Source organism: Pseudanabaena yagii GIHE-NHR1 (assembly GCF_012863495.1).
GTDB lineage: Bacteria > Cyanobacteriota > Cyanobacteriia > Pseudanabaenales > Pseudanabaenaceae > Pseudanabaena > Pseudanabaena yagii.
The window spans coordinates 224,963-248,499 of the sequence record NZ_JAAVJL010000002.1; the positions used below are offsets into that span (position 1 = coordinate 224,963).

26 protein-coding genes, 1 tRNA gene and 2 pseudogenes are annotated in these 23,537 nt (G+C 40.0%); 16 read left to right on the forward strand and 13 right to left on the reverse strand.

The annotated features are described in order from the left end of the window. Positions 1 to 59 precede the first annotated feature (59 nt). Positions 60 to 335, reverse strand: coding sequence for a hypothetical protein (locus tag HC246_RS17880; protein ID WP_169364647.1), 276 nt, complete (start codon positions 333 to 335; stop codon positions 60 to 62). A gap of 567 nt (positions 336 to 902) precedes the next feature. Here HC246_RS17880 and HC246_RS17885 point away from each other — a divergent pair. From HC246_RS17885 to HC246_RS17905, 5 genes and pseudogenes are all read left to right on the forward strand, one after another. Next, positions 903 to 2,181 (forward strand): annotated as a pseudogene (locus HC246_RS17885) (ISNCY family transposase). Further along, positions 2,181 to 3,218, forward strand: coding sequence for an IS4 family transposase (locus HC246_RS17890; protein ID WP_169365222.1), 1,038 nt, complete (start codon positions 2,181 to 2,183; stop codon positions 3,216 to 3,218). The pseudogene HC246_RS17885 and the gene HC246_RS17890 overlap by 1 nt, the downstream one beginning before the upstream one ends. Further along, positions 3,157 to 3,597, forward strand: a complete 441-nt coding sequence (locus HC246_RS17895) for a nuclease-related domain-containing protein (RefSeq protein ID WP_169364819.1) — start codon at positions 3,157 to 3,159, stop codon at positions 3,595 to 3,597. The genes HC246_RS17890 and HC246_RS17895 overlap by 62 nt, the downstream gene beginning before the upstream one ends. A gap of 99 nt (positions 3,598 to 3,696) precedes the next feature. Further along, entirely contained in the window at positions 3,697 to 4,878 is a 1,182-nt protein-coding gene (locus tag HC246_RS26005; protein ID WP_169361634.1) for a transposase, read from the forward strand. Then, the gene (locus tag HC246_RS17905; protein WP_169364820.1) at positions 4,868 to 6,001 is read left to right on the forward strand and encodes a DNA/RNA helicase domain-containing protein; all 1,134 of its coding nucleotides are present in this window, start codon (positions 4,868 to 4,870) and stop codon (positions 5,999 to 6,001) included. The genes HC246_RS26005 and HC246_RS17905 overlap by 11 nt, the downstream gene beginning before the upstream one ends. 10 nt (positions 6,002 to 6,011) lie before the next feature. Here HC246_RS17905 and HC246_RS17910 read toward each other — a convergent pair whose 3' ends face one another. Then, positions 6,012 to 7,736, reverse strand: coding sequence for an RNA-directed DNA polymerase (locus HC246_RS17910; RefSeq protein ID WP_169364821.1), 1,725 nt, complete (start codon positions 7,734 to 7,736; stop codon positions 6,012 to 6,014). A gap of 64 nt (positions 7,737 to 7,800) precedes the next feature. Here HC246_RS17910 and HC246_RS17915 point away from each other — a divergent pair, with 64 nt between their 5' ends. From HC246_RS17915 to HC246_RS17925, 3 genes are all read left to right on the forward strand, one after another. Beyond that, positions 7,801 to 7,995 (forward strand): hypothetical protein, encoded by a 195-nt coding sequence (locus HC246_RS17915; protein ID WP_169364822.1) that lies wholly within the window; start codon positions 7,801 to 7,803, stop codon positions 7,993 to 7,995. A 72-nt stretch (positions 7,996 to 8,067) separates the two neighbouring features. Continuing rightward, positions 8,068 to 8,307, forward strand: a complete 240-nt coding sequence (locus HC246_RS17920; protein WP_169364823.1) for a DUF2281 domain-containing protein — start codon at positions 8,068 to 8,070, stop codon at positions 8,305 to 8,307. Further along, positions 8,304 to 8,705, forward strand: a complete 402-nt coding sequence (locus HC246_RS17925) for a type II toxin-antitoxin system VapC family toxin (RefSeq protein WP_211167844.1) — start codon at positions 8,304 to 8,306, stop codon at positions 8,703 to 8,705. Before HC246_RS17920 ends, HC246_RS17925 begins: the two co-directional genes overlap by 4 nt. A gap of 47 nt (positions 8,706 to 8,752) precedes the next feature. Here HC246_RS17925 and HC246_RS17930 read toward each other — a convergent pair whose 3' ends face one another. After that, positions 8,753 to 9,082 (reverse strand): helix-turn-helix domain-containing protein, encoded by a 330-nt coding sequence (locus HC246_RS17930; RefSeq protein WP_142603691.1) that lies wholly within the window; start codon positions 9,080 to 9,082, stop codon positions 8,753 to 8,755. Positions 9,083 to 9,095: 13 nt separating this feature from the next. Continuing rightward, positions 9,096 to 9,470 carry a type II toxin-antitoxin system RelE/ParE family toxin gene (locus HC246_RS17935; protein ID WP_169364824.1) on the reverse strand — a complete coding sequence of 125 codons (375 nt, stop codon included), beginning with the start codon at positions 9,468 to 9,470 and terminating at the stop codon, positions 9,096 to 9,098. A 9-nt stretch (positions 9,471 to 9,479) separates the two neighbouring features. Here HC246_RS17935 and HC246_RS17940 point away from each other — a divergent pair, with 9 nt between their 5' ends. Then, positions 9,480 to 9,626, forward strand: coding sequence for a hypothetical protein (locus tag HC246_RS17940; RefSeq protein WP_169364825.1), 147 nt, complete (start codon positions 9,480 to 9,482; stop codon positions 9,624 to 9,626). A gap of 56 nt (positions 9,627 to 9,682) precedes the next feature. On the opposite strand, the gene tumA is transcribed toward HC246_RS17940, so the two are convergent. The 3 genes and pseudogenes from tumA to HC246_RS17955 form a co-directional block, all read right to left on the reverse strand. Further along, positions 9,683 to 9,916 (reverse strand): antitoxin TumA, encoded by a 234-nt coding sequence (gene tumA, locus HC246_RS17945; RefSeq protein ID WP_169364826.1) that lies wholly within the window; start codon positions 9,914 to 9,916, stop codon positions 9,683 to 9,685. Between the two features lie 40 nt (positions 9,917 to 9,956). Then, the gene (locus HC246_RS17950) at positions 9,957 to 10,205 is read right to left on the reverse strand and encodes a type II toxin-antitoxin system ParD family antitoxin (RefSeq protein ID WP_169364827.1); all 249 of its coding nucleotides are present in this window, start codon (positions 10,203 to 10,205) and stop codon (positions 9,957 to 9,959) included. Positions 10,206 to 10,336: 131 nt separating this feature from the next. After that, positions 10,337 to 10,534 (reverse strand): annotated as a pseudogene (locus HC246_RS17955) (helix-turn-helix domain-containing protein); the annotation flags it as partial. A gap of 238 nt (positions 10,535 to 10,772) precedes the next feature. On the opposite strand from HC246_RS17955, the gene HC246_RS17960 reads away from it, so the two are divergent. Together HC246_RS17960 and HC246_RS17965 are read left to right on the forward strand one after the other, a co-directional pair. Next, positions 10,773 to 11,063 carry a DUF3181 family protein gene (locus HC246_RS17960; RefSeq protein WP_169364829.1) on the forward strand — a complete coding sequence of 97 codons (291 nt, stop codon included), beginning with the start codon at positions 10,773 to 10,775 and terminating at the stop codon, positions 11,061 to 11,063. A 40-nt stretch (positions 11,064 to 11,103) separates the two neighbouring features. Continuing rightward, entirely contained in the window at positions 11,104 to 12,387 is a 1,284-nt protein-coding gene (locus HC246_RS17965; RefSeq protein WP_169365224.1) for a sensor histidine kinase, read from the forward strand. 36 nt (positions 12,388 to 12,423) lie between these two features. Here HC246_RS17965 and HC246_RS17970 read toward each other — a convergent pair whose 3' ends face one another. Beyond that, positions 12,424 to 13,074: a rhomboid family intramembrane serine protease gene (locus HC246_RS17970; RefSeq protein ID WP_169364830.1), complete on the reverse strand. Its 651-nt coding sequence runs from the start codon at positions 13,072 to 13,074 to the stop codon at positions 12,424 to 12,426. 269 nt (positions 13,075 to 13,343) lie between these two features. Between HC246_RS17970 and HC246_RS17975 the strand changes: the two genes are divergently transcribed. After that, positions 13,344 to 13,829, forward strand: a complete 486-nt coding sequence (locus HC246_RS17975; protein ID WP_169364648.1) for a hypothetical protein — start codon at positions 13,344 to 13,346, stop codon at positions 13,827 to 13,829. A 113-nt stretch (positions 13,830 to 13,942) separates the two neighbouring features. On the opposite strand, the gene HC246_RS17980 is transcribed toward HC246_RS17975, so the two are convergent. Beyond that, positions 13,943 to 14,971 carry an ABC transporter permease gene (locus HC246_RS17980; protein ID WP_169364831.1) on the reverse strand — a complete coding sequence of 343 codons (1,029 nt, stop codon included), beginning with the start codon at positions 14,969 to 14,971 and terminating at the stop codon, positions 13,943 to 13,945. A gap of 476 nt (positions 14,972 to 15,447) precedes the next feature. Between HC246_RS17980 and gloB the strand changes: the two genes are divergently transcribed. Continuing rightward, a complete protein-coding gene (gloB, locus tag HC246_RS17985; RefSeq protein ID WP_169364832.1) occupies positions 15,448 to 16,224 on the forward strand; it encodes a hydroxyacylglutathione hydrolase in 777 nt (258 codons plus the stop codon). Between the two features lie 45 nt (positions 16,225 to 16,269). Here the strand turns inward: gloB and HC246_RS17990 are convergent. Both HC246_RS17990 and HC246_RS17995 read right to left on the reverse strand, forming a co-directional pair. Next, a tRNA-Gln gene (locus HC246_RS17990) sits at positions 16,270 to 16,341 on the reverse strand. Between the two features lie 208 nt (positions 16,342 to 16,549). Further along, positions 16,550 to 19,108: a mannose-1-phosphate guanyltransferase gene (locus HC246_RS17995; protein WP_169364833.1), complete on the reverse strand. Its 2,559-nt coding sequence runs from the start codon at positions 19,106 to 19,108 to the stop codon at positions 16,550 to 16,552. Positions 19,109 to 19,174: 66 nt separating this feature from the next. On the opposite strand from HC246_RS17995, the gene pyrF reads away from it, so the two are divergent. Next, complete coding sequence (gene pyrF, locus HC246_RS18000; RefSeq protein ID WP_169364834.1) at positions 19,175 to 19,900, forward strand: orotidine-5'-phosphate decarboxylase; 726 nt, start codon at positions 19,175 to 19,177, stop codon at positions 19,898 to 19,900. A gap of 271 nt (positions 19,901 to 20,171) precedes the next feature. After that, entirely contained in the window at positions 20,172 to 20,609 is a 438-nt protein-coding gene (locus tag HC246_RS18005) for a Spy/CpxP family protein refolding chaperone (protein WP_169364835.1), read from the forward strand. A 203-nt stretch (positions 20,610 to 20,812) separates the two neighbouring features. On the opposite strand, the gene def is transcribed toward HC246_RS18005, so the two are convergent. Together def and HC246_RS18015 are read right to left on the reverse strand one after the other, a co-directional pair. Then, the gene (def, locus tag HC246_RS18010; RefSeq protein WP_169364836.1) at positions 20,813 to 21,364 is read right to left on the reverse strand and encodes a peptide deformylase; all 552 of its coding nucleotides are present in this window, start codon (positions 21,362 to 21,364) and stop codon (positions 20,813 to 20,815) included. A gap of 15 nt (positions 21,365 to 21,379) precedes the next feature. Beyond that, the gene (locus tag HC246_RS18015) at positions 21,380 to 21,607 is read right to left on the reverse strand and encodes a hypothetical protein (RefSeq protein ID WP_169364837.1); all 228 of its coding nucleotides are present in this window, start codon (positions 21,605 to 21,607) and stop codon (positions 21,380 to 21,382) included. Between the two features lie 167 nt (positions 21,608 to 21,774). Between HC246_RS18015 and HC246_RS18020 the strand changes: the two genes are divergently transcribed. After that, complete coding sequence (locus tag HC246_RS18020) at positions 21,775 to 23,385, forward strand: DUF5691 domain-containing protein (protein WP_169364838.1); 1,611 nt, start codon at positions 21,775 to 21,777, stop codon at positions 23,383 to 23,385. The last annotated feature ends 152 nt before the right edge of the window (positions 23,386 to 23,537 follow it).

The window sequence follows — 23,537 nt, forward strand, 5'->3', positions numbered from 1 at the left end:
GTTGTAAAAACTGTGCAGGAAAGCGCTCAAAGCTCCCATTTATAAACCAGAACCAAGAATTACCATTTCAGACATTCCCAATCCTCTTCATCTATGATTGGGCTAACAATATCACCTAGAATTTCAACTTTTCCTGCTAGATGCTTTGGTGTTGTGCGCTTTGGCTTTTTGTTAGGGATATCTTGGTCGGGTACAGTCTCTTTCTGAGGTGGAATAGATATAGATTTTAGATATAAGCTAACGATCGCCTGTAGTGCTTGACGATGTTCTGGGGTTGCATTTTGGTATGCGTCTGCGATGGGTGCTTCGACTTCTAGGGTAATTTGTTTGATCATGGTTTTGTTAGGATTTGAGAGATTTTTCAAACTCTTGTTTTTTGCTAGAGATTAAAGAACGCAGGTGATCGCCTTCTAACCCTTGTTTCCTATCCTCAAGTTCTAAGCGATAAGATTAATCTCTTCAATCTAAAATTGTTGCTATTATAATCAGTATTAGAATTGAAACATAAAATATCAACCATAACTTCTAAGAGAAAAACTTTACTATGGCGAGAATGATACCTCAGACGCTTTCCGTAACAACTAAAAGCAATGCTGAGAAAAAATTATTTGCTATCCTAGAAAAAGAACTAGATAAAGACTATGTAGTTTTTCACTTAGTACAGGACAAAAAGTTGCAAAAGTAGGCAGGGAGGGGTTTTATAAAAGATAACCACATCGTAAATAAAACCCCTATGAAAGAGATTAACCTATTCCGAGAAAAGTTGCAGCAACATCTGCAATGGAATCAGCAATTCTCATTATGAACGAAGGCTAGTCAAACCGTTGATATAGGGATATTGTAAATAACATGATGATTGATTTAGGGGAAGAGCTTTGAAAGCACAAGGCTCATTCGACAGAATTGTAGAAATTTTCCGACAACAACTAGAATCATTGCCAGACAAGCGGACAGGCAAAAATAGTCGCTATGGCATGGAAGATGCAGCCATGAGTGCATTCAGTGTATTTTTCACTCAAAGTCCATCATTCTTGTCTTACCAGCGGACAATGGAGCAGACAAAAGGGCGAAGCAACGCCCAAAGTTTATTTGGGGTGCATAAAATACCAACGGATAACCATATCCGAGACTTGCTAGACCCAGTGCAACCTAAAGAAATGTTTCCAGTGTTCGAGACAATCTTGGAGACGATAGAGCAAAAGGGGAAACTGCAAGGATTTCGAGGATTCGCCAACAATCTATTAATGGCGCTAGATGGGACAGAGTACTTTAGTTCAAAACAAATACACTGTCACCATTGTTCGAGTAGGAAAATGAAATCAGGAGAAATTCATTATTTTCATAGCGTAGTTACGCCAGTTATCGTCAGTCCACATCAATCGCAAGTGATTCCCCTAGTACCAGAATTTATTGTGCCGCAGGATGGAAATGACAAGCAAGACTGTGAGAATACAGCCGCCAAAAGATGGTTGTTACAACATGGCAGTAAGTACAGTGCATTCAAGGTAACTGTTTTGGGTGATGACCTTTATTCTCGCCAACCCTCTGCCAAATGCTATTAGAGCAACAGTTCAACTTCATCTTAGTCTGCCGCCCGAATCTCACCCCACTATCTATGAGCATATAGAAGGGATTGCTTTGCCAACGGTGGTTGTCAATAAGTGGACAGGGAAAGTTCAAGAGACCTATACCTACCAATATGTCAATGGGCTACCTATCAAAGATGGTGACGATGCTTTGCTGGTTAACTGGTGTGAACTAACTGTGACTAGACCTGATGGCAAGGTAGTTTACAAAAACTCTTTTGCCACCAATCACCTGATTACTGAGCAAACAGTGGTGGAAATCGTGCTGGCTGGTCGTACTCGTTGGAAAGTGGAAAATGAGAATAACAATACTCTCAAAACTAAGGGCTACAACCTAGAACACAACTTTGGACATGGCAAGGAGCATCTTGCTTCATTCCTAGCCACCCTCAATATTTTGTCCCTACTATTTCACACGTTATTGGAATTGGTCGATGACAAGTACCAGTTATTGCGCTCTCATTTGCCAACCCGCAAAACCTTTTTTAACGATTTACGCGCCTTGACTCGATATCTTGTTTTTGATAGTTGGGATCATCTTTTGACTTTTATGATTCAAGGTTTGGAGTTAGATCTCCCTCCCAACAGTAGTTAATTTTTCATAATGAGAATTGCTGGCAATGGAATAGAGCAAGACTAGCCTTTGTGTCCATGTTCTTGATCGCGCTAATGCGAGTAAAGACAGTAAACCTAGCTGAAATTGCCACAGGATTTAGTGGTTATGCCAAAGTCGAATCACACTATAAGAGGTTACAGAGATTTTTTCGAGACTTTGAAGTGGACTATGAAAAGATCGCACTCATGGTCGTCAAAGTCATGCAAATCCCCGAACCTTGGGTAATTTCTATCGACCGCACCGATTGGGAATTCGGTAAAACCGTGTTTAATGTGCTGACATTGGGAATAGTGCATTACGGTATTGCATTCCCGTTGGTATGGATGATGCTGGACAAAAAAGGTAACTCAAACACCCGTGAGCGCTGTGAATTGTGTAATCGATTTCTGGAAATATTTGGAGACCGCAAAATCGACTTTTTGAGTGCAGACCGAGAGTTTGTCGGTGAGGATTGGTTAGATTACTTGTTGTGTGAACCATGTAACCGTTTTCGTATCCGCCGTAAAAATACTTTGCTCAATGACGGGCAGAAAAAACTGCGTGCCGACATTTGTTTTCAAGACCTCCAAGTTGGTCAGTCCAAAGTATTGTCCAAGCCCAGAAAGGTTTGGAACCATTGGCTTCGTATAGCCGCTATGCGTCTTGATGATGGCGATTTATTAATTGTCGCGACGACTCATGACCCTGATACGGCTATTGCTGACTATGCTAAGCGTTGGGCTATTGAGACTTTATTCGGGTGCTTTAAAACCCGTGGCTTTTGTTTGGAGTCCACTCATCTTCAAGATCCTGAACGTCTTTCCAAACTAATTGCTTTGCTTACTCTGGCTTTATGTTGGGCTTTTTCTTCTGGGCTTTGGTTGGCTCAACTAAATCCCCTCAAGCCTAAAAAACACGGTCGTCTTCCTAAAAGCATTTTTCGCCTTGGTTTTGATTTCCTTCGTCACATCATCTTTGACTTACATCTCAATTCTCAAGCCTTCTTTAACTCCATTAAATTTTTGTCCTGTACTTAGAGTTTTTCATAGTGCATGGTGGCAAGCTGATAAGTACTATATACAAGAACGTGAAAGTGATTTTACTATAGTTCATCCAGAGAAAGGAATCCTATTATTAGAGGTAAAAGGAGGGAAAATATCTTATGACTCTATAAATAAATCTTGGTATCAAAATCAAGATAGGATGAAAAGGTCTCCATTTGATCAAGCTAGAGAAATTAGGTATTCATTTATAAAATTTCTGAGTAGGTCTAGTAGTAACCTATCAAGAGCGTGTATTGGTCAATGCGCAGCTTTTCCTGATGTGGATGCTATAGAAAATGGATTGCCATCTGAAGCTCCTCGCAATATATTGCTATTGCGTCCTCAACTCAAAGATATTAATCTGATTGACTGACAAAAGTGGTAAGAGAAGTTGCGAGAAAGTATACAGAGATTGAATTTGAGTAAAAAAGAGGCGTATGCTGTTTTTTGAAGAAAAAGGAGCATAGGACAAATGACCCAAAACGCCTCACGTATCTATAATGAACTAATAAAATTCGGGAGTCAATACAGCCAGTGGTCAGATGTGCGCCATTTGGGAGTAATGGCGTGGATGATGGTGGGAATGATCGCCACAGGGAGTGTGAATTTAACGAAGTGGTTAAGCCATATCAACACAAAAGCATTGATCGCCCAAAGCACGCAAAGACAACTATCAAGATGGCTGAACAATCCGCGCATAAATCCAGCTAAGCTATACAGTCCAGTAATCAAAGAGTTAATCGCTAAATGGAAAGAGCCAGAAATATATCTGAGTTTTGATACCAGTCAACTGTGGGAAGAATACAGCATGATCCGATTGTGTGTAGTTCATCAGGGAAGAGCTTTACCGTTATGTTGGCGTGTAATCAAACATCGCAGTAGTAGTGTGGAGATGAGTAGCTATCAAGACATGCTCAAACGCGCATCGAAACTGTTGCCCGTGAATGTCAAAGTAGTTTTATTAGCAGACCGAGCATTTGCTAATCCAGAACTGGTGCGCTATGTGTGGGAATTAAAATGGCAATGTCGGATTCGGATCAAGGGTAATTTCTGGATATATGCCCCCAAGCATGGCTGGCAAACAGTCAAACAATTACATCTTCGTCTTGGTGAAGCTAAGTTGATCCACAATGTTAAAGTTCACAAAACTGAGTCCAAGCGTCTTACCGATGTGCATATTGCGGCGGCTTGGGAATCTGGGAGCCGAGAGTATTGGTATATTCTCAGTACTGAACCTACCACACTCCAAACTTTTTGGGAGTATGGTCTGAGATTCGATATTGAGGAGAATTTCTTGGATGATAAATCTAATGGCTTTGATTTAGAATCTTCGCGTTTACGTTCGGCTCCTGCCATTTCTCGCCTTTGTTTTGTGATAGCACTGACCACCTTGTTTTTAACGGCTCAAGGACTGGCGGTTGCTGATTCTGGCTATCGTCGTTTGGTTGATCCTCATTGGTTTCGTGGGCTTAGTTATCTCAAGATTGGCTGGAACTGGATTCACACCGCTATCACTAAAAACTGGGCTTTCTTGCCTTTCTACTCTTTTACTTCTTATCTTGACTCTCACCCTGCTATTGCTTCTCGTCGAAAACATCTTCAGAAATTATTCCGCATTGAGTTCTATGCTTCTACTCTCGACTATGCTTCATAGACTTTTGTCAGTCAATCAGGATATTAATAGACATATATCATCTATCTTTGATTACTATTCTTGCAGTGGAAATCACTTAAGGTTGGGAGAAAAGGGTGTAAATAGAATTATAGATTTGATTTCGCCGAAAACCAACTTCAAGAAGTATATTGGTAATGATCTAAGCGAGATTCATCAAGAAATTCTCCGCTTAACTGAGCAGCAATTTGCGATATTAAATAGCCTGTATTTTCAATCTCAATGCACAATTTTAGGGTGTGCTGGATCAGGTAAAACACAATTAGCAATAGAAAAGACAAGGCAACTATCTCAACAAAATTATACAACTCTTATAACTTGTAAGTCTCTTAATTTAAGTCTTTATATTGCAGCTTCATTATCACAAGAAATCGAGTCAAATCATTGCGTAGTATCACATTATAGTAAAGTAATAGAAAATTATAACAACAGAAAATTTGATGCTATTATTCTTGACGAAGGTCAAGATTTTGAGCGTAGTGAATTAGATCTTTTAAAGAAGCTCCTAACTGAAGAAGAAATATTTTACATATTTCAGGATAGCAATCAAAATATATCCAAAAAGGAAAATATTAGCAAGTATACACTTCAATTAAATCCTATGGCTTTAAACAAAAACTGTAGGAATACCAATCAAATATTTCATTATGCTAAGCCATTTGTATCTTGCTTACATCCTCTAGAAAGCTCATCAATTGATGGCAGGGATGTAGTTCAAAAAGTATATGATAGACCTTGTAATCTTCTACTAATGATTGAGAAAGATATCTCTTTTTTGGTTAATGAAGAGAAAGTAAATTCCAATCAGATTATTATATTGACTGATATACATCCACTATCGAAGTCATTTTTAGCAAGTTTATCTAAAATTGGAAATTTCTCTTTAATAGAATATTCACTAAACAATAAAGAGAAGCAAAGTATTCAATATGAAAATATAGGAAGATATAAAGGGCTTGAAAATGACATTATTTTACTTGTTCTTGAAAAGCCTAAAACATTAGTTCCAAACAACTGGGATATTGCCAATAAATACATCGGAGCTACTAGAGCAAAAAGTTATTTAATTGTCTATGAAGCTCCTGATCCAGAAATTGACTTTTAAAATATGATTTTTATTGAAACAAAAAACTTTCAGATTCAATTGTTACTTCACTTTCCTCCAATATTTCTTCAAATGAAGGTAATTTAGGTGAACCTTTATAATACAGTGTCCCAATCTGATAAACAGCATTTTGTATAGGCTCTGGTATTGGACGATTTAAATTTATCGATATCAAATCTTGTAATAAATGATAATCTTGAAGAATTAAATAATAAGCGTAAATGCAATTTAGTTGCAAAGCTATGCAATTACTTCTTATTAACTCAGTTATACATAGAAGTAACCTCTCTTTTAATTTTTGTCTTGTTGACATCCTTTGTATATAAGTCAAAGCTCCCTTTCTTGGTTTTATAAGATTATGAATTATTCTAGTCTTAATAAATGTATGTATTTCAGTGTCGTCAAGCACTTTAAATAGGTATTTAAGACTAATTTTTTGAATATCATCATTATTTTCTAAAGATACAAATCTAACAAACAACCAAGCATATAATTTGGAATGCTTAGTATATTTTTTAGATAATTGATATAGCCACTCAATATGATAAATAAATAGTTTAGGGTCTATTTTTTTACCTAGAGGTATTTTGTGTAGAAATTCACCAAATTTCTTTGCTTTTTCTTCACTGTCTATTTCTTCAAGGCTAACAAATATATCTTTATCTGATACAGAAATTGATTTGTCTGGCAGTTCTTGCTCATATTCTGTACTTGAGTTTATTTCCCTAATTAAAACACTTTTATCTATAATTTTTTCTTGCTGAGGATCAGAATCTTCCTCTTCTATGAATGGAATTGTTGATGTCCCCCCTTTTTTTGATTCTTTAATAAATTCAATAATCTTTTCTTGAGCTTCTATTATTTTTGTTTTTGAAGCATTTAGATTTACTCCAATTTTTAAAAGAAACTCTTGCAATATTATTAATCCTTTTATCGCATCACTTTTACTCTTTGTAAAAATACGAAAATCATCAACATATCTTCCAAAGTTTATTTTTTGGTTGAATAAGGCTTCATCAACTTCTTTAAGAAATAAATTAGCAATGAATCCTTCTGCTTCATTGCCAATCGGTATCCCTTGACTATTATAAGTTTCGTTTAATTTACCATCTACGAAAGAGTAGTAACAAACTTTGAATTTTAAGGTTTTAGCAAAAATCAATATGAATTGTGATTCTTTGGGTATGCTAAGTTGTTTTGAAATTGCCGAAACCAAATATTCATGAGATATAGAATCATAGAAAGATGAGATATCAGTTTTCAGTAAACAGAAGCTATGATCGACTTGTTTTGTTTGCCAATCTGTAAACTCTTCAAACCCGTAGAAGTAGTATCTATACAATCCTTCTTTAGATTTTTTGTCTTTATCTCTATTTCTCTCTAGTCTATGTGAAAAGCAGTTTTTTACTAGTGTAAAATCCAATAGATCAGCTAGAATTATTACAATAATAAATTTTATTACTAAATCTTTAAAGGGGGTATGTATCATTCGCCTAAAGAACATTTCTGATTTAGGTAGATAGAAAGAAAATGCAGTTTCTGGTTCGTATACATTAGGATTTTCAAAAATAGACTTTATTTCTTCAAACAACTTTTCCTTATCTTGTCTATAGTAATCTATCTCTATAAAATTACAGTAGGAATCTTCCTTAATCCTATAATATATTGCATATACATATGCTTTGTCGAAAGTCTCTCTCTTTTTTATTAGTTCTAGGAGAAAGTGTTGATTCATTGTGCTTATCTATTTGATTGATCTAAAATATAATAATATAAATCAGTGTAGTATAAATTGCCCAATGCAATTTGGAGCAAACTATCCCAAAATAATATGCTGCAAAATTGAGATTTTTAGTCAGTCTGAATTGTTTTCTTTACATGATCAACTGAAATTAACTGCTTTACCAGACTTACGCTCAAAGTATGAATATGAAATAGTCGAACAAGCTCAAGCTACGGGGCATAAAGCTCTGAAAGCAGCTGTAGTTAAATAATTGTATGATATGGCGATCGCTAATCTATACCACTACTTGCAATAATTTATTTGTCAAACCACTAAAAAAACTATGCAAACACTACCTAAAATCGAAGAAACATTAATTGCAGTCATCAAAGCCTTACCAATCGAAAAACAGCAAGCACTATTAGAATTTGCCGAATTTTTGCAAGCCAAAACATCACCTAAATCCCCAAGCAAAAGTATCAAAGGCTTATGGGCAAATGCAGATATTAACCTCACCGAAGAAGAACTCGCTGCAACTAGAAAAGAAATGTGGGCAACCTTCCCCAAGGACATTGAATTATGAGCGTTGTAGCTGACACCCACACAATCATTTGGTACTTGCGAAGTCCTGAAAAGTTATCAACAAATGCAGTGAACGCTGTTGATAATGCCTTGAACAATGGCGAATCAATTTTTATATCTGCGATTTCTCTTGTGGAAATAAATTATTTAGTTGAGAAAAATCGGATTCCCACCAGTTCGTTAGAGCAACTTTTACAACTCATAGACGATCCACTTGTAAAATTAGTTGTTGTTCCACTGGATACCCCAGTAGCTAAAGCTTTTACTCAAATCTCCCGTAAAATTGTCCCAGAAATGGGCGATCGCATTATCGCAGCAACTGCTCTATATCTTGGTCTGCCTCTAGTTACCAAAGACCATAAAATCAGTAACTTATCCAATATTCAGATAGTTTGGTAGATTTAAAAGCAGATGTAGTTAACCAATCGTCTGATGTGGCGATTATTTTACCTACTCACAACCTGAGTACGAGCCTGAGAACGAGATTTAGGCTTATCTTTCACCACAATCTCCACATCACGACCTAGAGAATTTAAAAACCTAAACAACCTCACAGTCGAGAAACCTGATAACTTGCCATTGATCAAAGCCGACATCTTAGGCTGATCGATCCCCAATAGTTTAGCCGCTTCAACTTGAGTAATTCCTAATTTAGTAATGATACTGCTAATTTTGTAAGCAAGTTCTGCTTTGACCAGCAACTCATCAGAATTCTCTAATCCCAAATCCGCAAAAACATTACCACTACTTTTTTGCACCTTAATCTCTTCAGTCATTTAAAACCTCCATTTACTTTTTCTTGTTGTAATGCTCAGCATAGTGTTCTTTAGCCCGTTTTAGTCTTGCTTCAATCAAATCGATATCTTGCTTTGGAGTAGCAATGCCCTGTTTCGATTTCTTTTGAAAGGAATGCAAAACATAAACAACATCAGCAAATTTGATCGTATAGACTGCCCGATAAGTGTCTCCATCAAAATCTTCTACCACTTCCACAACGCCAGCACCTTTAAAACCTTTAAGTGGCTTAGCAGAAGGATGTTTATCTCCACATTGAGCGATGTACAAAGCATAACCCACAACTTGCTGAACCTCGTCTGGGAAATCTTTTAAATCATCTAGCGAACTCCCAATCCACTCAACAGGTTTCAACGGTAAAATACTCACATTACAAATATGCCAATACTAGCATATCGCATAAAATTAATATTGTGGCATAAAGCTTTAAAGGCAGAGGTAGTTAAACAATTGTCTGATATGGCGATCGCTAATTTTTATCATTACTTGCGATTTCCTCAAGAAAAGCGATCGCATCTTGAATGACCATCACAACACTTGGTTAATCAGAAGAAATTACTTGATCAAAATAATTCCTAAAACTATTGCACGACATTTCTTAAGTTAATCTCTAATTCTTGCCGTAAAGCTAGATAATGACGGTAATTACTCGCCCAATCAAACCTCTCTTCATCATCATCCGTCTCACCTTGTTGATACTGCACAAAAAAGTCAGCCGAATCAGTTTGGTATTTAATCTCATAACCGTATAACTGCTTAGTCAAAGCTACTAAAGCATCTAGAGGCGATGTATATTCAGTAATCTGTTTACGCATGATAATAATCGAATTTATTCTTTATGTATTTGAGAAACTTCTACATACGAACCTGTTCTTTTAATCTTGCTATCACACTCTCACCATCCAGCCCTTCACCCCGATCTAGTTGAGCTAGACCATCAGCAACCTTTTGGCGAGTATCTTGCAGCCATTGCTCATAATGTTTATCTCTTTCCTCAAGCAACCGAAACGCCTCAAAAATCACCTCATCAGCAGAGCTATACTTACCACTTTTCAGCTTTTTTTGAATAAACTGCTCTTGCTCAATTTTTAAGGCAATACTCATGATTTGCATCCTAAGTCATATAATTATCAGCAATTATAGCAAAAGCTTTAAAATCAGATGTAGTAAAATGATCGTCTGACATGGCGATCGCTAATTTATACCACTACTTTCAATAAGCGAAACAAAGTAACTTATCCACTCACCACCTGAGTACGAGCCTGAGTAAGAGATTTAGGCTTATCTTTCACCACAATCTCCACATCACGACCTAGAGAATTTAAAAACCTAAATAACCTCACAGTCGAGAAGCCTGACAACTTGCCATTGATCAAAGCCGACATCTTATGCTGATCGATTCCCAATAGTTGAGCCGATTCAACTTGAGTAATTCCTAAATTGAGAGGTCGTTGTTGCATAAAAAGGTGAGTGAAGAAGGAAACTCCTATAGAATCTAAAGATTTGCCAAAATCTTGTCCTTATACATCTACGCAGATTTTGGATGTCAATTTTCCTGAAGGCATGGAGGTTTAATTTATGGCGATCGCATTAGAATCAAGTTAAAGACTTAAGATGGATGGTAGGGCGCTTTGCGCCCCACCAATCACATAGTAATTATCAGTTATCAAAATGAGTACTACAGAACGCATTGAACAGTTAGCTGCGGCGATCGCAGAAGATGTCTATATCGATATCGCGAAGTGGCATTTATATTTGAATGATGCCCATTTGCATCGCCCCCTTGCCGAGAAGTTTTATCCAATGATCGTGGCGGGGATTAAGGCTTCGGATGTGAGCCAAGTCCTAGAAGAAACTAAGATTGCTATTGGTGGCGGTAAACGCGAGATTCCTCTAAGTGATTTAATTCCCAGTTCTTGCCAAAACCGATTGTTAACTATTTTAGAAGAGTTTGACTATTAATCCTGCATCCAAACCTACCACCAATCCAGTATTTCAAGCCATGCGCCGCCGCTTGGCTCTGTGGTATGCGATCGTCACAGCGATTTTGCTGATTGTCTTTGCGACGGGATTCTATCTCTATGTGCAATCTACCTTGATCGATCGCATTGATGACACGATTGATCATGTTGCCGAAGTCATCGAGCGATCGCTAATTCGTTCTAATCTGATTGATTTAGAATCAGATTTCAGTCATAACTTTTCGGCAAATGCTCAAGAAATCGATGCCGATCACATTGATATCGACTGGTTTAGCCCTAGAGGAGAGATTCTCTGGACAACTAATGGCAATTCTGATTCTTTGCAACAAAGAGAACGCGAAATTTTACAGCCAGTTTATCGCACGGTGCATTTGTCGGAAGCGGAACCTTTGCGCCAGATGACCGAACCGATTGTGATTAATGGCAAATTGCTGGGATATTTGCGGATTAGTCATCCTTGGTTTGAAGTCACTAAGCCCGTGAAGCAGCTATTTCTCGATCTCGCGGTGGGGACAACGCTCATGGTGGGCGTAGTATTGTTATGCGGTTGGTGGTTAGCAGGAATTGCCATGGAACCTGTGCGCGAATCTTACCAACGCTTAAAACAATTTACTGCCGATGCTTCCCATGAATTGCGGAACCCGATCGCCGTAATTCAAACCAATGTCCAAGTAGCCCTCTCCGATCCCAGTCCCGATCTAGAATTTCAGAAATCCCAACTAGAAACTATTGAAAGGATTACGCGCCGCTTAGGAAGATTGATTGAAGATTTACTCTTTTTAGCGCGGCATGATGGCGGTATTACGAATCAGAAGCGTGAGACTTGCAATTTGTCACAAATCCTCTACGAGGTAGGCGAAGAACAACAGGCGATCGCCCAGCAAAAACAAATTATGCTCGAATTACCTAGCGAAGATGCAAATCTTTTGATATCTGGAGATCGTGATCGCTTAGGACGCTTATTTACAAATCTAGTTAGCAATGCGATCGCCTATACGCCCAAGGGTGGCAAAGTGGAAATTGTTACCCAACCGCTCCATTCTACAAATCAAGTACAGGTTCAGGTCAGGGATACTGGCATTGGCATTCCTGAAACAGAACTATCACAAATTTTTGAAAGGTTCTATCGCTATCAACCACAAAAGAGTAGTAAGTCTAGTTCTAAATCAGGAAATTCAGCTACGAGTGAATCAGGTTTAGGTTTAGCTATTGCCAAAGCGATCGCCGAAAGTCATCAGGGACAAATCAAAGTCGAAAGCAAAGTCGGACAAGGAACTACTTTCACGGTCAATTTGCCAATTTAATAACGAATGGTGTATGCTTCGCGCTCGCCATTCGTTCTACTTTTTAGTAAGTTTTGAGTAGATCAAAACAGCGATCGCGCCTACCACAAAACCACTGACATGAGCTAAATAAGCTACCCCTGGTAAATTTGGATTTGCCATCGCCGCATATATAGTTTGTCCAGCAATCCATAAGCCGAGAAATACGACTGCGGGAATGGGAATGGGAATAAAAGAAAATCCAATCCATAATAAGGTCACAATTCTAGCGCGAGGAAATCTGACTAAATATGCACCCATCACTCCTGATATTGCACCACTTGCCCCTACCATAGGCAATTCAGACATTGGTGCAGTTATAACCTGTGCTAAGCCTGAACAAGCTCCACAAAACAGATAAAAAAATAAAAATTTCCAATGACTGAGCTTATCTTCAATGTTATTACCAAATAGATAGAGAAACCACATATTCCCCACTAAATGGAAAATATTGCCATGAAGAAATTGTGATGATATGACAGTAACTGCTGCCTTGGTTGGCTGTGTAATAAATTCCTTCGGAATTAAAGCCCAATTTCTGATCCATTCAACAAATTGAAAATCTAGCAAACTCAACTGATATCCAAAGATCAGTACATTCACAACAATTAAGAGATAGACAACAATGGAAGTATCTTGGGTCGGATTGTCATCATATAAAGGAAACATTGCGAACCATGGGTAATAGTTGGATAGATCTTAACAAGGCTAGTGACAGCTATAGCAATAAAAGAGATAGATAAGACAAATCAAAACCCAAAATACAAGTGGCAGCGCAAAGCGCTGCCACTTGTATTAAGCAACCATTTTATTGCTATATGCAGAGTAAAAATTCGTAAATTCCAATTTTTGGGGAACTAATTCCCAACTTAAGAAGTCTATTGTGTCTGGGGTATCTAGAGGCAATCTAAAGGCTTAAATATTAAGGGAGATAAATTATGAAATATTATAAAAAAACTGTCACATTGCTATGCGCTCTAACTTTGGGTAGCAGTGTTTTAGTTCCTGTGATGGCAGAAGCCAAAAAGCCTACTAAGGTCAAACCAGTTGAAAGCAGTGAAGTGACTACCACTAGAACAACCACAACTACAACTATTTCTCAGACAACTACTTTCAGTACTTCTCAAACCACGCAAATAGTTGAAATTATTCGAGGGACAAGTTCATCCAGTTATTTAATTACTGACAGTCTGCGCGACCAAATTTATGCTCAGCAAGCTTCTTTACCCCCAGGGATTCGGAAAAATCTGTTGCGGGGCAAGGGTTTACCACCAGGAATCGTGAAGAAGGTAAAACTTCCCATAGAAGTTTGTAACTACGTCAATCTACCTGAGAATACAAATATTATTGTTGTCGGTTCTAATATAGTTTTAGTGAACTCAGTTACAAATGTAGTTCTTGATATAGTTTTCAATATTCTGTAACTTTAAACATAATGCGATTTCAAGACCAACTAAGGTTCAAAGTCCTTGCTATACAGGGGTTTTGACCCTTAGTTGGTAAAAATGAGAGATACACCGTATCGCTCATTTGAGTTTTATTCCATATCATCGAGCTTAATACGAGGATCGACGGCTTTAAGCAGTAAATCACCGATTAGATTTCCTACAACTAACATCAACGTGCCGAGCATCAGCCCCGCCATGACCAAATTAGTATCTTTTTCTTGAGTTGCTTGTAGGAGTAATTTTCCTAGCCCCGGCCAACTGAAAAAGAACTCGGTGATAAATGCTCCCCCCAGTAATCCGCCAAACTCAAAGCCTAAGAGAGTAATTAAAGGGTTGATTGCATTACGCAAGGCATGGACATAAATGACTTTACTTTCAGGTAAACCTTTGGCGCGGGCGGTTTTGATATAGTCTTGGCGCAATACATCGAGCAAACTACCACGCATGATCCTCTGTAATCCTGCAAAACTGACAATGGTAAGGGTCAAAGTTGGCAAGACCATGTGATGGGCAACGTCTAAAAATTTGCCCAAGGGTGAAAGATCCGCAAAATTGATACTGGTCATACCACCCACAGGAAACCAGCCTGTATTTTGTGCCAGCATCAGTAATAAAATCGCCAAGACAAAGCTGGGAAAGCCCTGTGTGGCATAGCTAATTACTTGAATTATGCGATCGCTCCATGTATTTTGCTTAACAGCGCTATAAATACCGAGAGGAATTGCTAAGAGCCATGTGGTAAACAATGAAGCAAGAGACATTAGTAGCGTATTACCTGCTCGTTCCACAATTAATGGCGTGACAGGAGCTAAACCTTGACAACGCACGCCCAGATTACCTTTCAGCGTATTTTGCAACCATAACAAGTATTGCTCAGCATCACTTTTATCGTAATTTAGTTGCTTCTCCAATAGCTCAATCGTCTTTTTTGGGGTACTAGGATTGTTCCGCAATTCTGAGAAGCAATTACCTGGGGATTTAGTAATTGCAAAAAAACTAAGGATCGATACTCCCAAAATAACGACAACTGCTTGCCCCAAGCGCTTGATGACAAAGCCTGTCGTATCATTGAAAATAAAACGCCAGAAAGATCGATTTCCTCTATTTGCCGTTGTCATAGCTTGAAATTGCTAACTAATCACGTTTGTGCATCTCCAGTCATATTACAGCGCTTTGCCATAACCAACTGGGAAATTGATTTGTTGGAATTAAATATAGTGGATAGATACGTCTAAAACGATGCAATAGATTTTAGGCTAAATGCTTACGGTACTGGACAGTTAAAGCACGTGATCGACGTATTTACGTCTTTCTTATCGCTATGGAGTGAGAGTTTCAGTAACCTTCTCCGATTAGCTAGCCAGTGCCTTTGGTTGAAATTTATGCTATTCATTTGAGGTGTTCAATAACCGAACCTTATTAAGATGAATGGTCTTTTTTCTCTTTTCTAAATCTATCTGAAGTGCTGATGCTCATCTGAAAACAAAAAATCAATCTCAGTAGCTTTTTTGAGTTTTCGTTTTGCAGTAGACAAAATGAAAACCACTATAAGTTTTTTAGGCTTGTACTTACTTTATTCAATTGACTAAATCTTATGCAAATCTATCGCCTACCTGTTTTAAGTGACAATTACGTTTTTGTTTTACATGATCCTGCGAGCAAGACTGCCGCAGTCGTTGATCCTGCTGTTGCTGAGCCAGTCCTAGCCAAATTAGAAGAATTAGATGTCACTTTGGTAGCGATTTTTAATACGCACCATCACGGGGATCATGTGGGTGGTAACTCGGCATTAATCAAAAAATTTCCTAATGCAGTTGTCTACGGTGGCGAAAAAGATCGCGATCGCATTCCTCATCAGCAAGTATTTCTCAAAGGTGGAGATCGCGTAACTTTTGGCGATCGCGAAGCAGAGGTATTTTTTGTCCCAGGACATACCTATGCCCATATTGCCTATTACTTTCCCTCAGTTGGCGATGAAGGCGGAGAACTATTCTGTGGTGATACAGTGTTCGCGGGTGGCTGTGGCAGATTGTTTGAAGGCACTCCTGCCCAAATGCTTGCCTCCATTGACCAACTGCGGCAACTACCCGACGATACTCGCGTTTGGTGCGCCCATGAATACACCCTAGGCAATCTCAAATTTGCGCTGACCGTTGATAGTGAAAATCCTGATTTGCAGGAACGAATGGTCACTGCTACTGCAATGCGTCAAAGGGGAGAGGCGACTGTACCTAGTACCATTGGTTTAGAAAAGCGGACTAATCCATTTCTGAGATGGGATGTCCCCGCAATTCAGCGATCAGCAGGTATAGATATTCCCGATCGCGTATTTGCCAGAATTCGCGGACAAAAAGATAATTTTGCGGGTTAGAAAATAAAAAAGCTCCTCAAAAAGGAGCTTTTTTATTTTTATTTACTGGGGTGCAAGGATTCGAACCTCGGAATGGCTGGACCAAAACCAGCTGCCTTACCGCTTGGCGACACCCCAATTTGTCAGCGCGTTTTTCAAATCTCTTTGATTGCGCGGTAATTACTATAGCAAAGGGTGGCAGTATTTTGTCAACCTATTTGCCAAAAAAGTTTAAACAATTTTTTTATTCAATTTGGAGAATGTCACCAGACGCTTATAGCACTGTTTTGTTTACCCGCCTTCGGCGGGTAAACAAAAATCTGTACCTTGATAGAGGTTTACTTGGCTAGTTATCTAACAGTACCGAATCCTTGGACAAAGCTATTTGTAGCTTACAGAATCCCTCAATGTGGCTACACACCTCTTGGAGTTGATGCTCCGCCCATGCCTGTCCATTGCTCAATGGGGTGTCAAAACCATTGGAAAATACATGGACAAGGGGATCGCCCGCATCGGGTAAAACTAATACCCAATCGCGATCGCTATAAAAAATCTTCACCCCATCAATTAGCTCCATTCTTTCGCGCCCATAGGACTCAACTAAATGGCGCATGAGTGTACCTTTGATGCTCCAAGGACAGCGCACCGTCTGCTGGCGGAAATGACAACGGGGGAGATGGGTGCGTACCTGCGATAGCGATCGCTTTTGGAGCGTGATCCATTCCATAATTTTGGCAATGCTAAACATGGCATCAAAGCCGGGGTGCAACTGCGGGAAAATAAAGCCCATGTCAGCAGCGCCACCGAGTACTACTCCCTCGGTACTATGACAAGTTGCCATCAAAGCCGTAGGATTTGCCTTGGTGCGGATCACTTTGCCCCCATGTTTTTCCGCGATTAGCTCTACCATCCCTGAAGCCGAAACTGGCACAACCACTGTCCCCCCATTTTTAGACATGAGTGCCATTTCTACCATCAGCCCCGTCAATACTTCATCACGAATTGGTTTTCCCAATTCATCAATCAAAATAAATTTTTCGCCATTGGCAAACACCTGTACGCCAAAGTTGGCTCTGACGGCTTTCACCACATCGGTTAACTGCGTCAACATTTTTTCGCGATCGACTGGTGCAGGGGCAATCTCATTGAGGCTAGCGTTTAACACCACCACATCAGTGCTAAATTTGCCGAGAATTCTTGGCAAAACTGCTCCTGAAACTGCATAGACATAATCAATGACGATTTTTTTGCAATCACTGTAGCGAATTGCTTCGACATCAAGGTTTTTCGCAAAGCCGCTATTGTAATAGTCCAAAACACGGGTCGGGTAGCTAATCTCACCAATTTCCTCAATACGGGAGCGGCGAAAATCCTCTTTAAAGAATGTCCCTTCAATCTTCTTTTCCCCCGCTTTGTTGATATTGATGCCATTAGCATCGAGAAACTCGATCATTACGCAATCATTGCGATCGGGATGGACGCGCACATGGATACCACCAACTACACCAAGACTAGGCGCAATAAATCGTGAGATCGGGATTGCCGTAGCTTCTAAGTTCTCAACATTGATCCCCACCGACATTAATCCCGAAATTAGCGATCGCGTCAGCATTCGGCAAATCGTGCGCTGATCCCGTGAGACCATTACATGGGAATTGGGACGAAGGGTTGCGCCATAGGCGGCTCCTAGTTTCACCGCAAATTCGGGCGTAATATCGACATTAGCTAAGCCCGATACGCTATGTTGCCCAAATAAATTGCGCGAAGCCATTGCGCCCCAAATCAGATTAGTGGTTAGGGTTGCGCCTGCCTCTACATGCTTACTGGGCCAAATTCGCACATTGGGGAAAACTCTCGCCTCTTCACCAATGACTGAATTTGAGCCAACGACTGCTCCCTCCATCACATGCACACGGCGACTGATGCGGGCATTGCGGGAAATGGTACAAGCCCAGAGATGACATTCCTCGCTGATCATGGCGCTATTGCCAATGATCGGGCGTTGCAAATCGCAATCAGAACCAATCGTGACGCGATCACCGATGACTGTACCTGCGGAAATCTTCGTGCGATCGCCAATCGAGCAATTGCTGCCAATCAGAACAGGCGGCTCAATCTGCACCGTGGGCGAAATCACCGTATGCTTACCAATCCATAGCCCTGTGCGTAGTTGCACATAATCTAAGTCCAGATGGACGCGCCCCCTAATCGCATCGTACTGAGCCTGCCGATAAGCCTCTAGGGAACCAATATCACACCAGTACCCACTGGCAATATAGCCAAACATTGGCACACCCTTAGCCAATAACATCGGAAAGAGCTCATTAGAAAAATCACTTGGCTCATTTGCAGGCAAAAAGCTCAGGACTTCAGGTTCGAGAATGTAAATACCTGTATTGACCGTATCGGAAAAAATTTCGCTAGTTGATGGCTTCTCTAAGAATCTTTGAATGCGATCTTCTTCATCGGTAATTACTACGCCAAAGGCAAGGGGATCACTCACTCGTCGTAAGATCAAGGTCGCTTGTGATTTTTTTGCCCGATGAAATTTGATCGCTGCGGTCAAATCGAAATCTGTAATGCTATCGCCACTGATCACAATAAAGGTGCTGTCTAACAGGCTTTCCACGTTTTTGACACAGCCTGCGGTTCCCAAGGGTTGATCTTCCTCAACCACATACATCATATTTACGCCAAAATCCGAGCCATCGCCAAAATGTTCGCGAATGACATCGGGCAGATAATGCAAGGTCGCGATTACCTCACGGATGCCGTGACGCTTTAATAAGTTGAGAATATGTTCGGTAATTGGACGATTTAGCACCGATACCATCGGTTTTGGTAAATCACAAGTAAGAGGACGTAACCGCGTTCCCGATCCGCCTGCCATTAATACCGCTCGCATAGATCCTCCGAACGACAATACGTAATAGGATTAGGCTCTAGTATCGTTTAAATTTGCGATAAAGCAATGAAAATAAACCTTAATCCTGTAGTCGATCCCCAAACCCAAATTATTGTGGCGCTAGATTTTCCTTCGGCGCGTGAAGCTATAGATTTATGCGATCGCCTGCCTCAAGTAAGTTTCTGGAAAGTAGGCCTAGAGCTATTTATCGCCGATGGTAGTACGGTTTTACGGGAACTAAAAGCACGTAATAAAAAGATTTTTCTCGATCTAAAGCTCCACGATATCCCCAATACTGTCGCCTCAGCTACTCGCGTTGCTACAAAATATGGTGCTGATTTCCTCACAATTCATGCTTCTGGGGGTAAAGCGATGATGCAAGCAGCGCAAGCTGAAGTAGCGGGATCATCAACACAACTCTTGGCAGTGTCGCTATTAACCAGTATTGCCGCCGAGGCTCTAAAGTCGGATTTACAAGTCCCCCTCGAAGTCCCTGACTATGTTTCTAAATTGGTGTTACTAGCTCAAGCAAGTGGTCTCAGTGGTGCAGTTTGTTCACCCCATGAGGTGGCAAATTTGCGATCGCTCCTGAAGTCAACGGGTGGTGATGAATTTTGTTTTGTGACTCCGGGGGTACGTCCCGCAGGCTCAACCGTTGGCGATCAAAGCCGAGTGATGACACCCAAAGAAGCGATCGCCGCAGGGGCAAATTATTTAGTAATTGGTAGACCAATTAACGCTGCACCTGATCCCGCTATAGCTTGGGAACAAATCTGTCAAGATTGCGTCTAGGAAAAACATAAGTATAAATACAGCGTGTTGCGCTGAATTAAAAACTAAGAAAATTTTTGAAAGCTTGGCTTCGCCGCTTTCAAAAATTTTTCTAGACTACTTTAAGCTTCAGCAGCATGTAAATTTTACCTAGAGCAAAATAAAAACCTCTATGGTTATGAATTGCTCGGAATTGGGGAATATTAGGAAAAGGTCAAGCTAATTTCTTAGGGATATGTTTCTTGGCTACATATCTCACAAAAAATTCAAGTCAGAACAAGCTAAATAAATCATGAAAAGATTAAATGCATTAATTCTTGCGACTTGTGTACTTCTTGGCTCAGCTTTTGCATGGAAAGCAGTACCAGCGATCGCTGAATCTTGGAGCAAGGCAGATACTAAGGGGATTGTTAAGTCTGAAGGGGATATTTCACCAGAAAAGTTAGTCCAAAAGTTAAACTTATCTGCGGATCAAAAGAAAAAGATTGCGAAAATTTTTGGAGAGACAAATCCCAAAATCTTCCAAATCCTTAATCTTGATCAACGCAAAAAACTAGAGGCAGGCATCAAGTCCAAGCAAAGCGTGGGAAATATCATTGGTTCTCTCAATTTGTCGGCTGATCAAAAGAAAAAGATTGGGGCAATCGTGGTTGAACGCCGCAAGCAGATTCTTTTAGTTTTAACTCCTGAGCAAAAGAAAAAATTGGAAGCCTTAGTTACCAGTAAATAACGTGAGTTCGGGATAATTTGAAACGGTCTTTGAGAGAGGGTTTGCGTAGCAAACCCTCTCTCAAAGACCAAAAGTAAAAGCCTTGTATAGCAAGGCTTTTACTTTTGGATTTTTAAAATTTGCTAGGTTAACCCGAACTGACGTTAAATAGAGTAAAAGCCTCGCATTGCGAGGCTTTTACTCTATTTAACGTTAAGCGATCTTCATTTGTTGAGCTTGTGATATTCCGCTTCAGTAATTAAATCCAAGTTTGTTTCCACCCGATCTAGGAAGACTTTACCTTCAAGGTGATCGTATTCATGCTGAAAGATGCGGGCAACAAAATCAGTGAGCTTAGTAACTTGGAGATCGCCTTGACGATCTAGATATTCCACCTCGATTTCTCGATAACGGGGGACAAGTCCACGAATCATCGGCACTGAGAGGCAACCTTCCCATCCTTTTTCAGTTTCTATGGAATAGGAAATAATCTTAGGATTAATCATGGCAGTTGGTTCCATTTGGGGCGCATTGGGATAGCGCTCATTGGGATGAGATGCAACGATGATTAATTGAAGCGATCGCCCAACTTGCGGAGCTGCTAAACCCACACCTTTGCTTTCCTTGAGCGTGAGCAGCATCTCATCAATTAATTTCTGAATTTCACGATCACGCACATTAGTGATCGATTGAGCAACCTCCCGCAATGCTGGATTACCAAGTTGATGAATGGTCAACTTTTTGGCAAATATTTTGTCAAGTGATGGAATTAACATATGCTTGTTTGGGAATTAAGCTTTAGGATTAGCTTCATAGGCTAAAATATCAATCAAAGCATCAGCTTCAGCAACGGCTAGACGTGCTTTTTGGTACTCATCCTCAAATTTTGCATTGGCGGCGGTATATCCTTGCATAATTAAAATTGCAAAGTATTCACGCTTGGTCATCCCTTCGACCAAACTATCAGCATCGCGGTTATAACTTACAGGAAATGCGCTATCAGTACGTCTAGTCGGCATATATTGTTTTCCTAACAAAATATCAAGGCATATTTTAGCACCAAGACAACCGAGGAAAGTGATTAGGGGCTTACAGTAAAATAAAGAACTAATTTTTTGTGTCTTGACAAAGCCAAGACACAAAAAATTAGTTCTTCATCATTATTCAGTTGCAGGATAGTGCCCATATGAGTGAGCCATCAATTTTACAAACTATCACCACTACCGCGCTCATCGGTACGCAAAGACAATCATTTATACCGATCGCAACAGATGGAAATCTCGGCAAGCTTCTCGCAAATATTGATACTAGTAATCAAGAAGCTGCTTTGCTGAGCACTGTGGCGATCGCTACGCTGTATCAGCAAGCAGGACAGTTACCAATTACGAATTACGAATTACGAATTATTGAACCTTGTGAGTTGGAGGATTTACCTAGTTGTAGCGATCGCACTAGTTACTATCTATCCTTGATGCTTAATGGTGAACATCAGCAATTACTGCCCGAACTGCTCGATCGCTTAGCTGCTCTTGGGCAAAGGGTTAATGAAACTAGTTTGCCGAGCTTACTGGACTTAGGTAAAAGACAATCGGATCTGCGTGAGGCGATCGCTAAGGTATTGGGTAAGCGGGGGCAATGGTTAGCGGCACAAAATCCTGAATGGAACTACGTGGCGAGTGAGGATGAAGCGTTATGGGAGACGGGTAGCAAGGCGGCAAGGTTAATGTGGCTGACGAAATTACGTCGTCAAGAACCTGATCAAGCAAGGCAATTGCTAGAGTCAAAATGGAAGCAGGAAAGTGCTAGCGATCGCACTAACTTTTTGGAAGTTCTGGGAACTGGTTTAAGCATGGCGGATGAGCCTTTTTTAGAATCATTGCTTGATGATCGCAGTAAGGAAGTGCGGCGAGTTACCGTTGATTTGTTGACTTGTTTGCCTGAGTCGAGATTTTGCCAAAGAGCGATCGCTAGAGTTCAGAATTTAGTCAAATTACAGCGTGAAGGGAATCAGCAATATTTTACGGTTGATTTGCCTGAAGCCCATACGCCTGAGATGCTGAGGGATGGGATTGAAGCAAAAAGTAATGATAGTCAAGTAGGCGATCGCGCTTCGTGGTTATTGAAGATGCTGACATCAACGCCGTTATTTTTCTGGAATCAGCCTTTCAGGAATGAACCTTTAGCGATGTCTGTTGAGGATTTAGTGAATACAGCTAATCATTCCCAAAGCGATCGCTTAGTCCTCCAAGGATGGATTGCGGCGGTTCAGAAAACAGGGAATTTAATGTGGTTGCAAGCCTTGGTTGAGTTTAGCCAAGAGGAGGAGGTTAATCGCATTGCTGGTCAGCCTTTAGCTGATAGCCTCATTTTGGATTCTCAACAACAAGCTGCAGCAATCCATCTGCTCAAAAATCCCGATTTAGCTTTTAGTAATCTTTTTAAGTCGCTTCTCTTTAGGAATAAAACAATCTGGAATGAAGATGTAAGTGCAATTGTTCTTGAAGTAATTATCACCACTCTGGATCGATTTATCACAACTTCTCAATTAATAAGTAATTATTGGGGCATCAGTGAATTTATTCGCGATGCTGCGAAATATATAGCGCCATCATTAATTCCTGCGGCTAAGGATCAGGCGCTTGTAGTTAGTCAAAGGTTACAGGAGTTTATTCTAGATTCTGAAAATAAAAGAGAGCATAGGGAATGGGAGTATCTGCAAACAACATTACATAAATCCATTAAACAATTTGTAGATTTATTGCAAATTAGACGGGAAATGTTGAATCCCTATTCCTAAAATTCAACGTAGTGATTTAGAATCTCAGTCGATCCTAACCTTCTAAAATTCAAAATCAATATATCCTAACGATTCTCTAGCTCTCGTCTTTCCTGTCTATACAAAGAAGCAGTCCCCTCTATTCAGTAGATTAGGAATGTGGGCAACCAAAT

Excerpts from the sequence above, each read along its gene's own strand:
- HC246_RS17880 (WP_169364647.1), bottom strand. The coding sequence starts at position 335 with ATGATCAAACAAATTACCCTAGAAGTCGAAGCACCCATCGCAGACGCA.
- HC246_RS26005 (WP_169361634.1), top strand. The coding sequence starts at position 3,697 with ATGACCCAAAACGCCTCACGTATCTATAATGAACTAATAAAATTCGGG.
- HC246_RS17905 (WP_169364820.1), top strand. The coding sequence starts at position 4,868 with ATGCTTCATAGACTTTTGTCAGTCAATCAGGATATTAATAGACATATA.
- HC246_RS17910 (WP_169364821.1), bottom strand. The coding sequence starts at position 7,736 with ATGAATCAACACTTTCTCCTAGAACTAATAAAAAAGAGAGAGACTTTC.
- HC246_RS17915 (WP_169364822.1), top strand. The coding sequence starts at position 7,801 with ATGCAATTTGGAGCAAACTATCCCAAAATAATATGCTGCAAAATTGAG.
- HC246_RS17920 (WP_169364823.1), top strand. The coding sequence starts at position 8,068 with ATGCAAACACTACCTAAAATCGAAGAAACATTAATTGCAGTCATCAAA.
- HC246_RS17925 (WP_211167844.1), top strand. The coding sequence starts at position 8,304 with ATGAGCGTTGTAGCTGACACCCACACAATCATTTGGTACTTGCGAAGT.
- HC246_RS17930 (WP_142603691.1), bottom strand. The coding sequence starts at position 9,082 with ATGACTGAAGAGATTAAGGTGCAAAAAAGTAGTGGTAATGTTTTTGCG.
- HC246_RS17940 (WP_169364825.1), top strand. The coding sequence starts at position 9,480 with ATGCCAATACTAGCATATCGCATAAAATTAATATTGTGGCATAAAGCT.
- tumA (WP_169364826.1), bottom strand. The coding sequence starts at position 9,916 with ATGCGTAAACAGATTACTGAATATACATCGCCTCTAGATGCTTTAGTA.
- HC246_RS17950 (WP_169364827.1), bottom strand. The coding sequence starts at position 10,205 with ATGAGTATTGCCTTAAAAATTGAGCAAGAGCAGTTTATTCAAAAAAAG.
- HC246_RS17960 (WP_169364829.1), top strand. The coding sequence starts at position 10,773 with ATGAGTACTACAGAACGCATTGAACAGTTAGCTGCGGCGATCGCAGAA.
- HC246_RS17965 (WP_169365224.1), top strand. The coding sequence starts at position 11,104 with ATGCGCCGCCGCTTGGCTCTGTGGTATGCGATCGTCACAGCGATTTTG.
- HC246_RS17970 (WP_169364830.1), bottom strand. The coding sequence starts at position 13,074 with ATGTTTCCTTTATATGATGACAATCCGACCCAAGATACTTCCATTGTT.
- HC246_RS17975 (WP_169364648.1), top strand. The coding sequence starts at position 13,344 with ATGAAATATTATAAAAAAACTGTCACATTGCTATGCGCTCTAACTTTG.
- HC246_RS17980 (WP_169364831.1), bottom strand. The coding sequence starts at position 14,971 with ATGACAACGGCAAATAGAGGAAATCGATCTTTCTGGCGTTTTATTTTC.
- gloB (WP_169364832.1), top strand. The coding sequence starts at position 15,448 with ATGCAAATCTATCGCCTACCTGTTTTAAGTGACAATTACGTTTTTGTT.
- HC246_RS17995 (WP_169364833.1), bottom strand. The coding sequence starts at position 19,108 with ATGCGAGCGGTATTAATGGCAGGCGGATCGGGAACGCGGTTACGTCCT.
- pyrF (WP_169364834.1), top strand. The coding sequence starts at position 19,175 with ATGAAAATAAACCTTAATCCTGTAGTCGATCCCCAAACCCAAATTATT.
- HC246_RS18005 (WP_169364835.1), top strand. The coding sequence starts at position 20,172 with ATGAAAAGATTAAATGCATTAATTCTTGCGACTTGTGTACTTCTTGGC.
- def (WP_169364836.1), bottom strand. The coding sequence starts at position 21,364 with ATGTTAATTCCATCACTTGACAAAATATTTGCCAAAAAGTTGACCATT.
- HC246_RS18015 (WP_169364837.1), bottom strand. The coding sequence starts at position 21,607 with ATGCCGACTAGACGTACTGATAGCGCATTTCCTGTAAGTTATAACCGC.
- HC246_RS18020 (WP_169364838.1), top strand. The coding sequence starts at position 21,775 with ATGAGTGAGCCATCAATTTTACAAACTATCACCACTACCGCGCTCATC.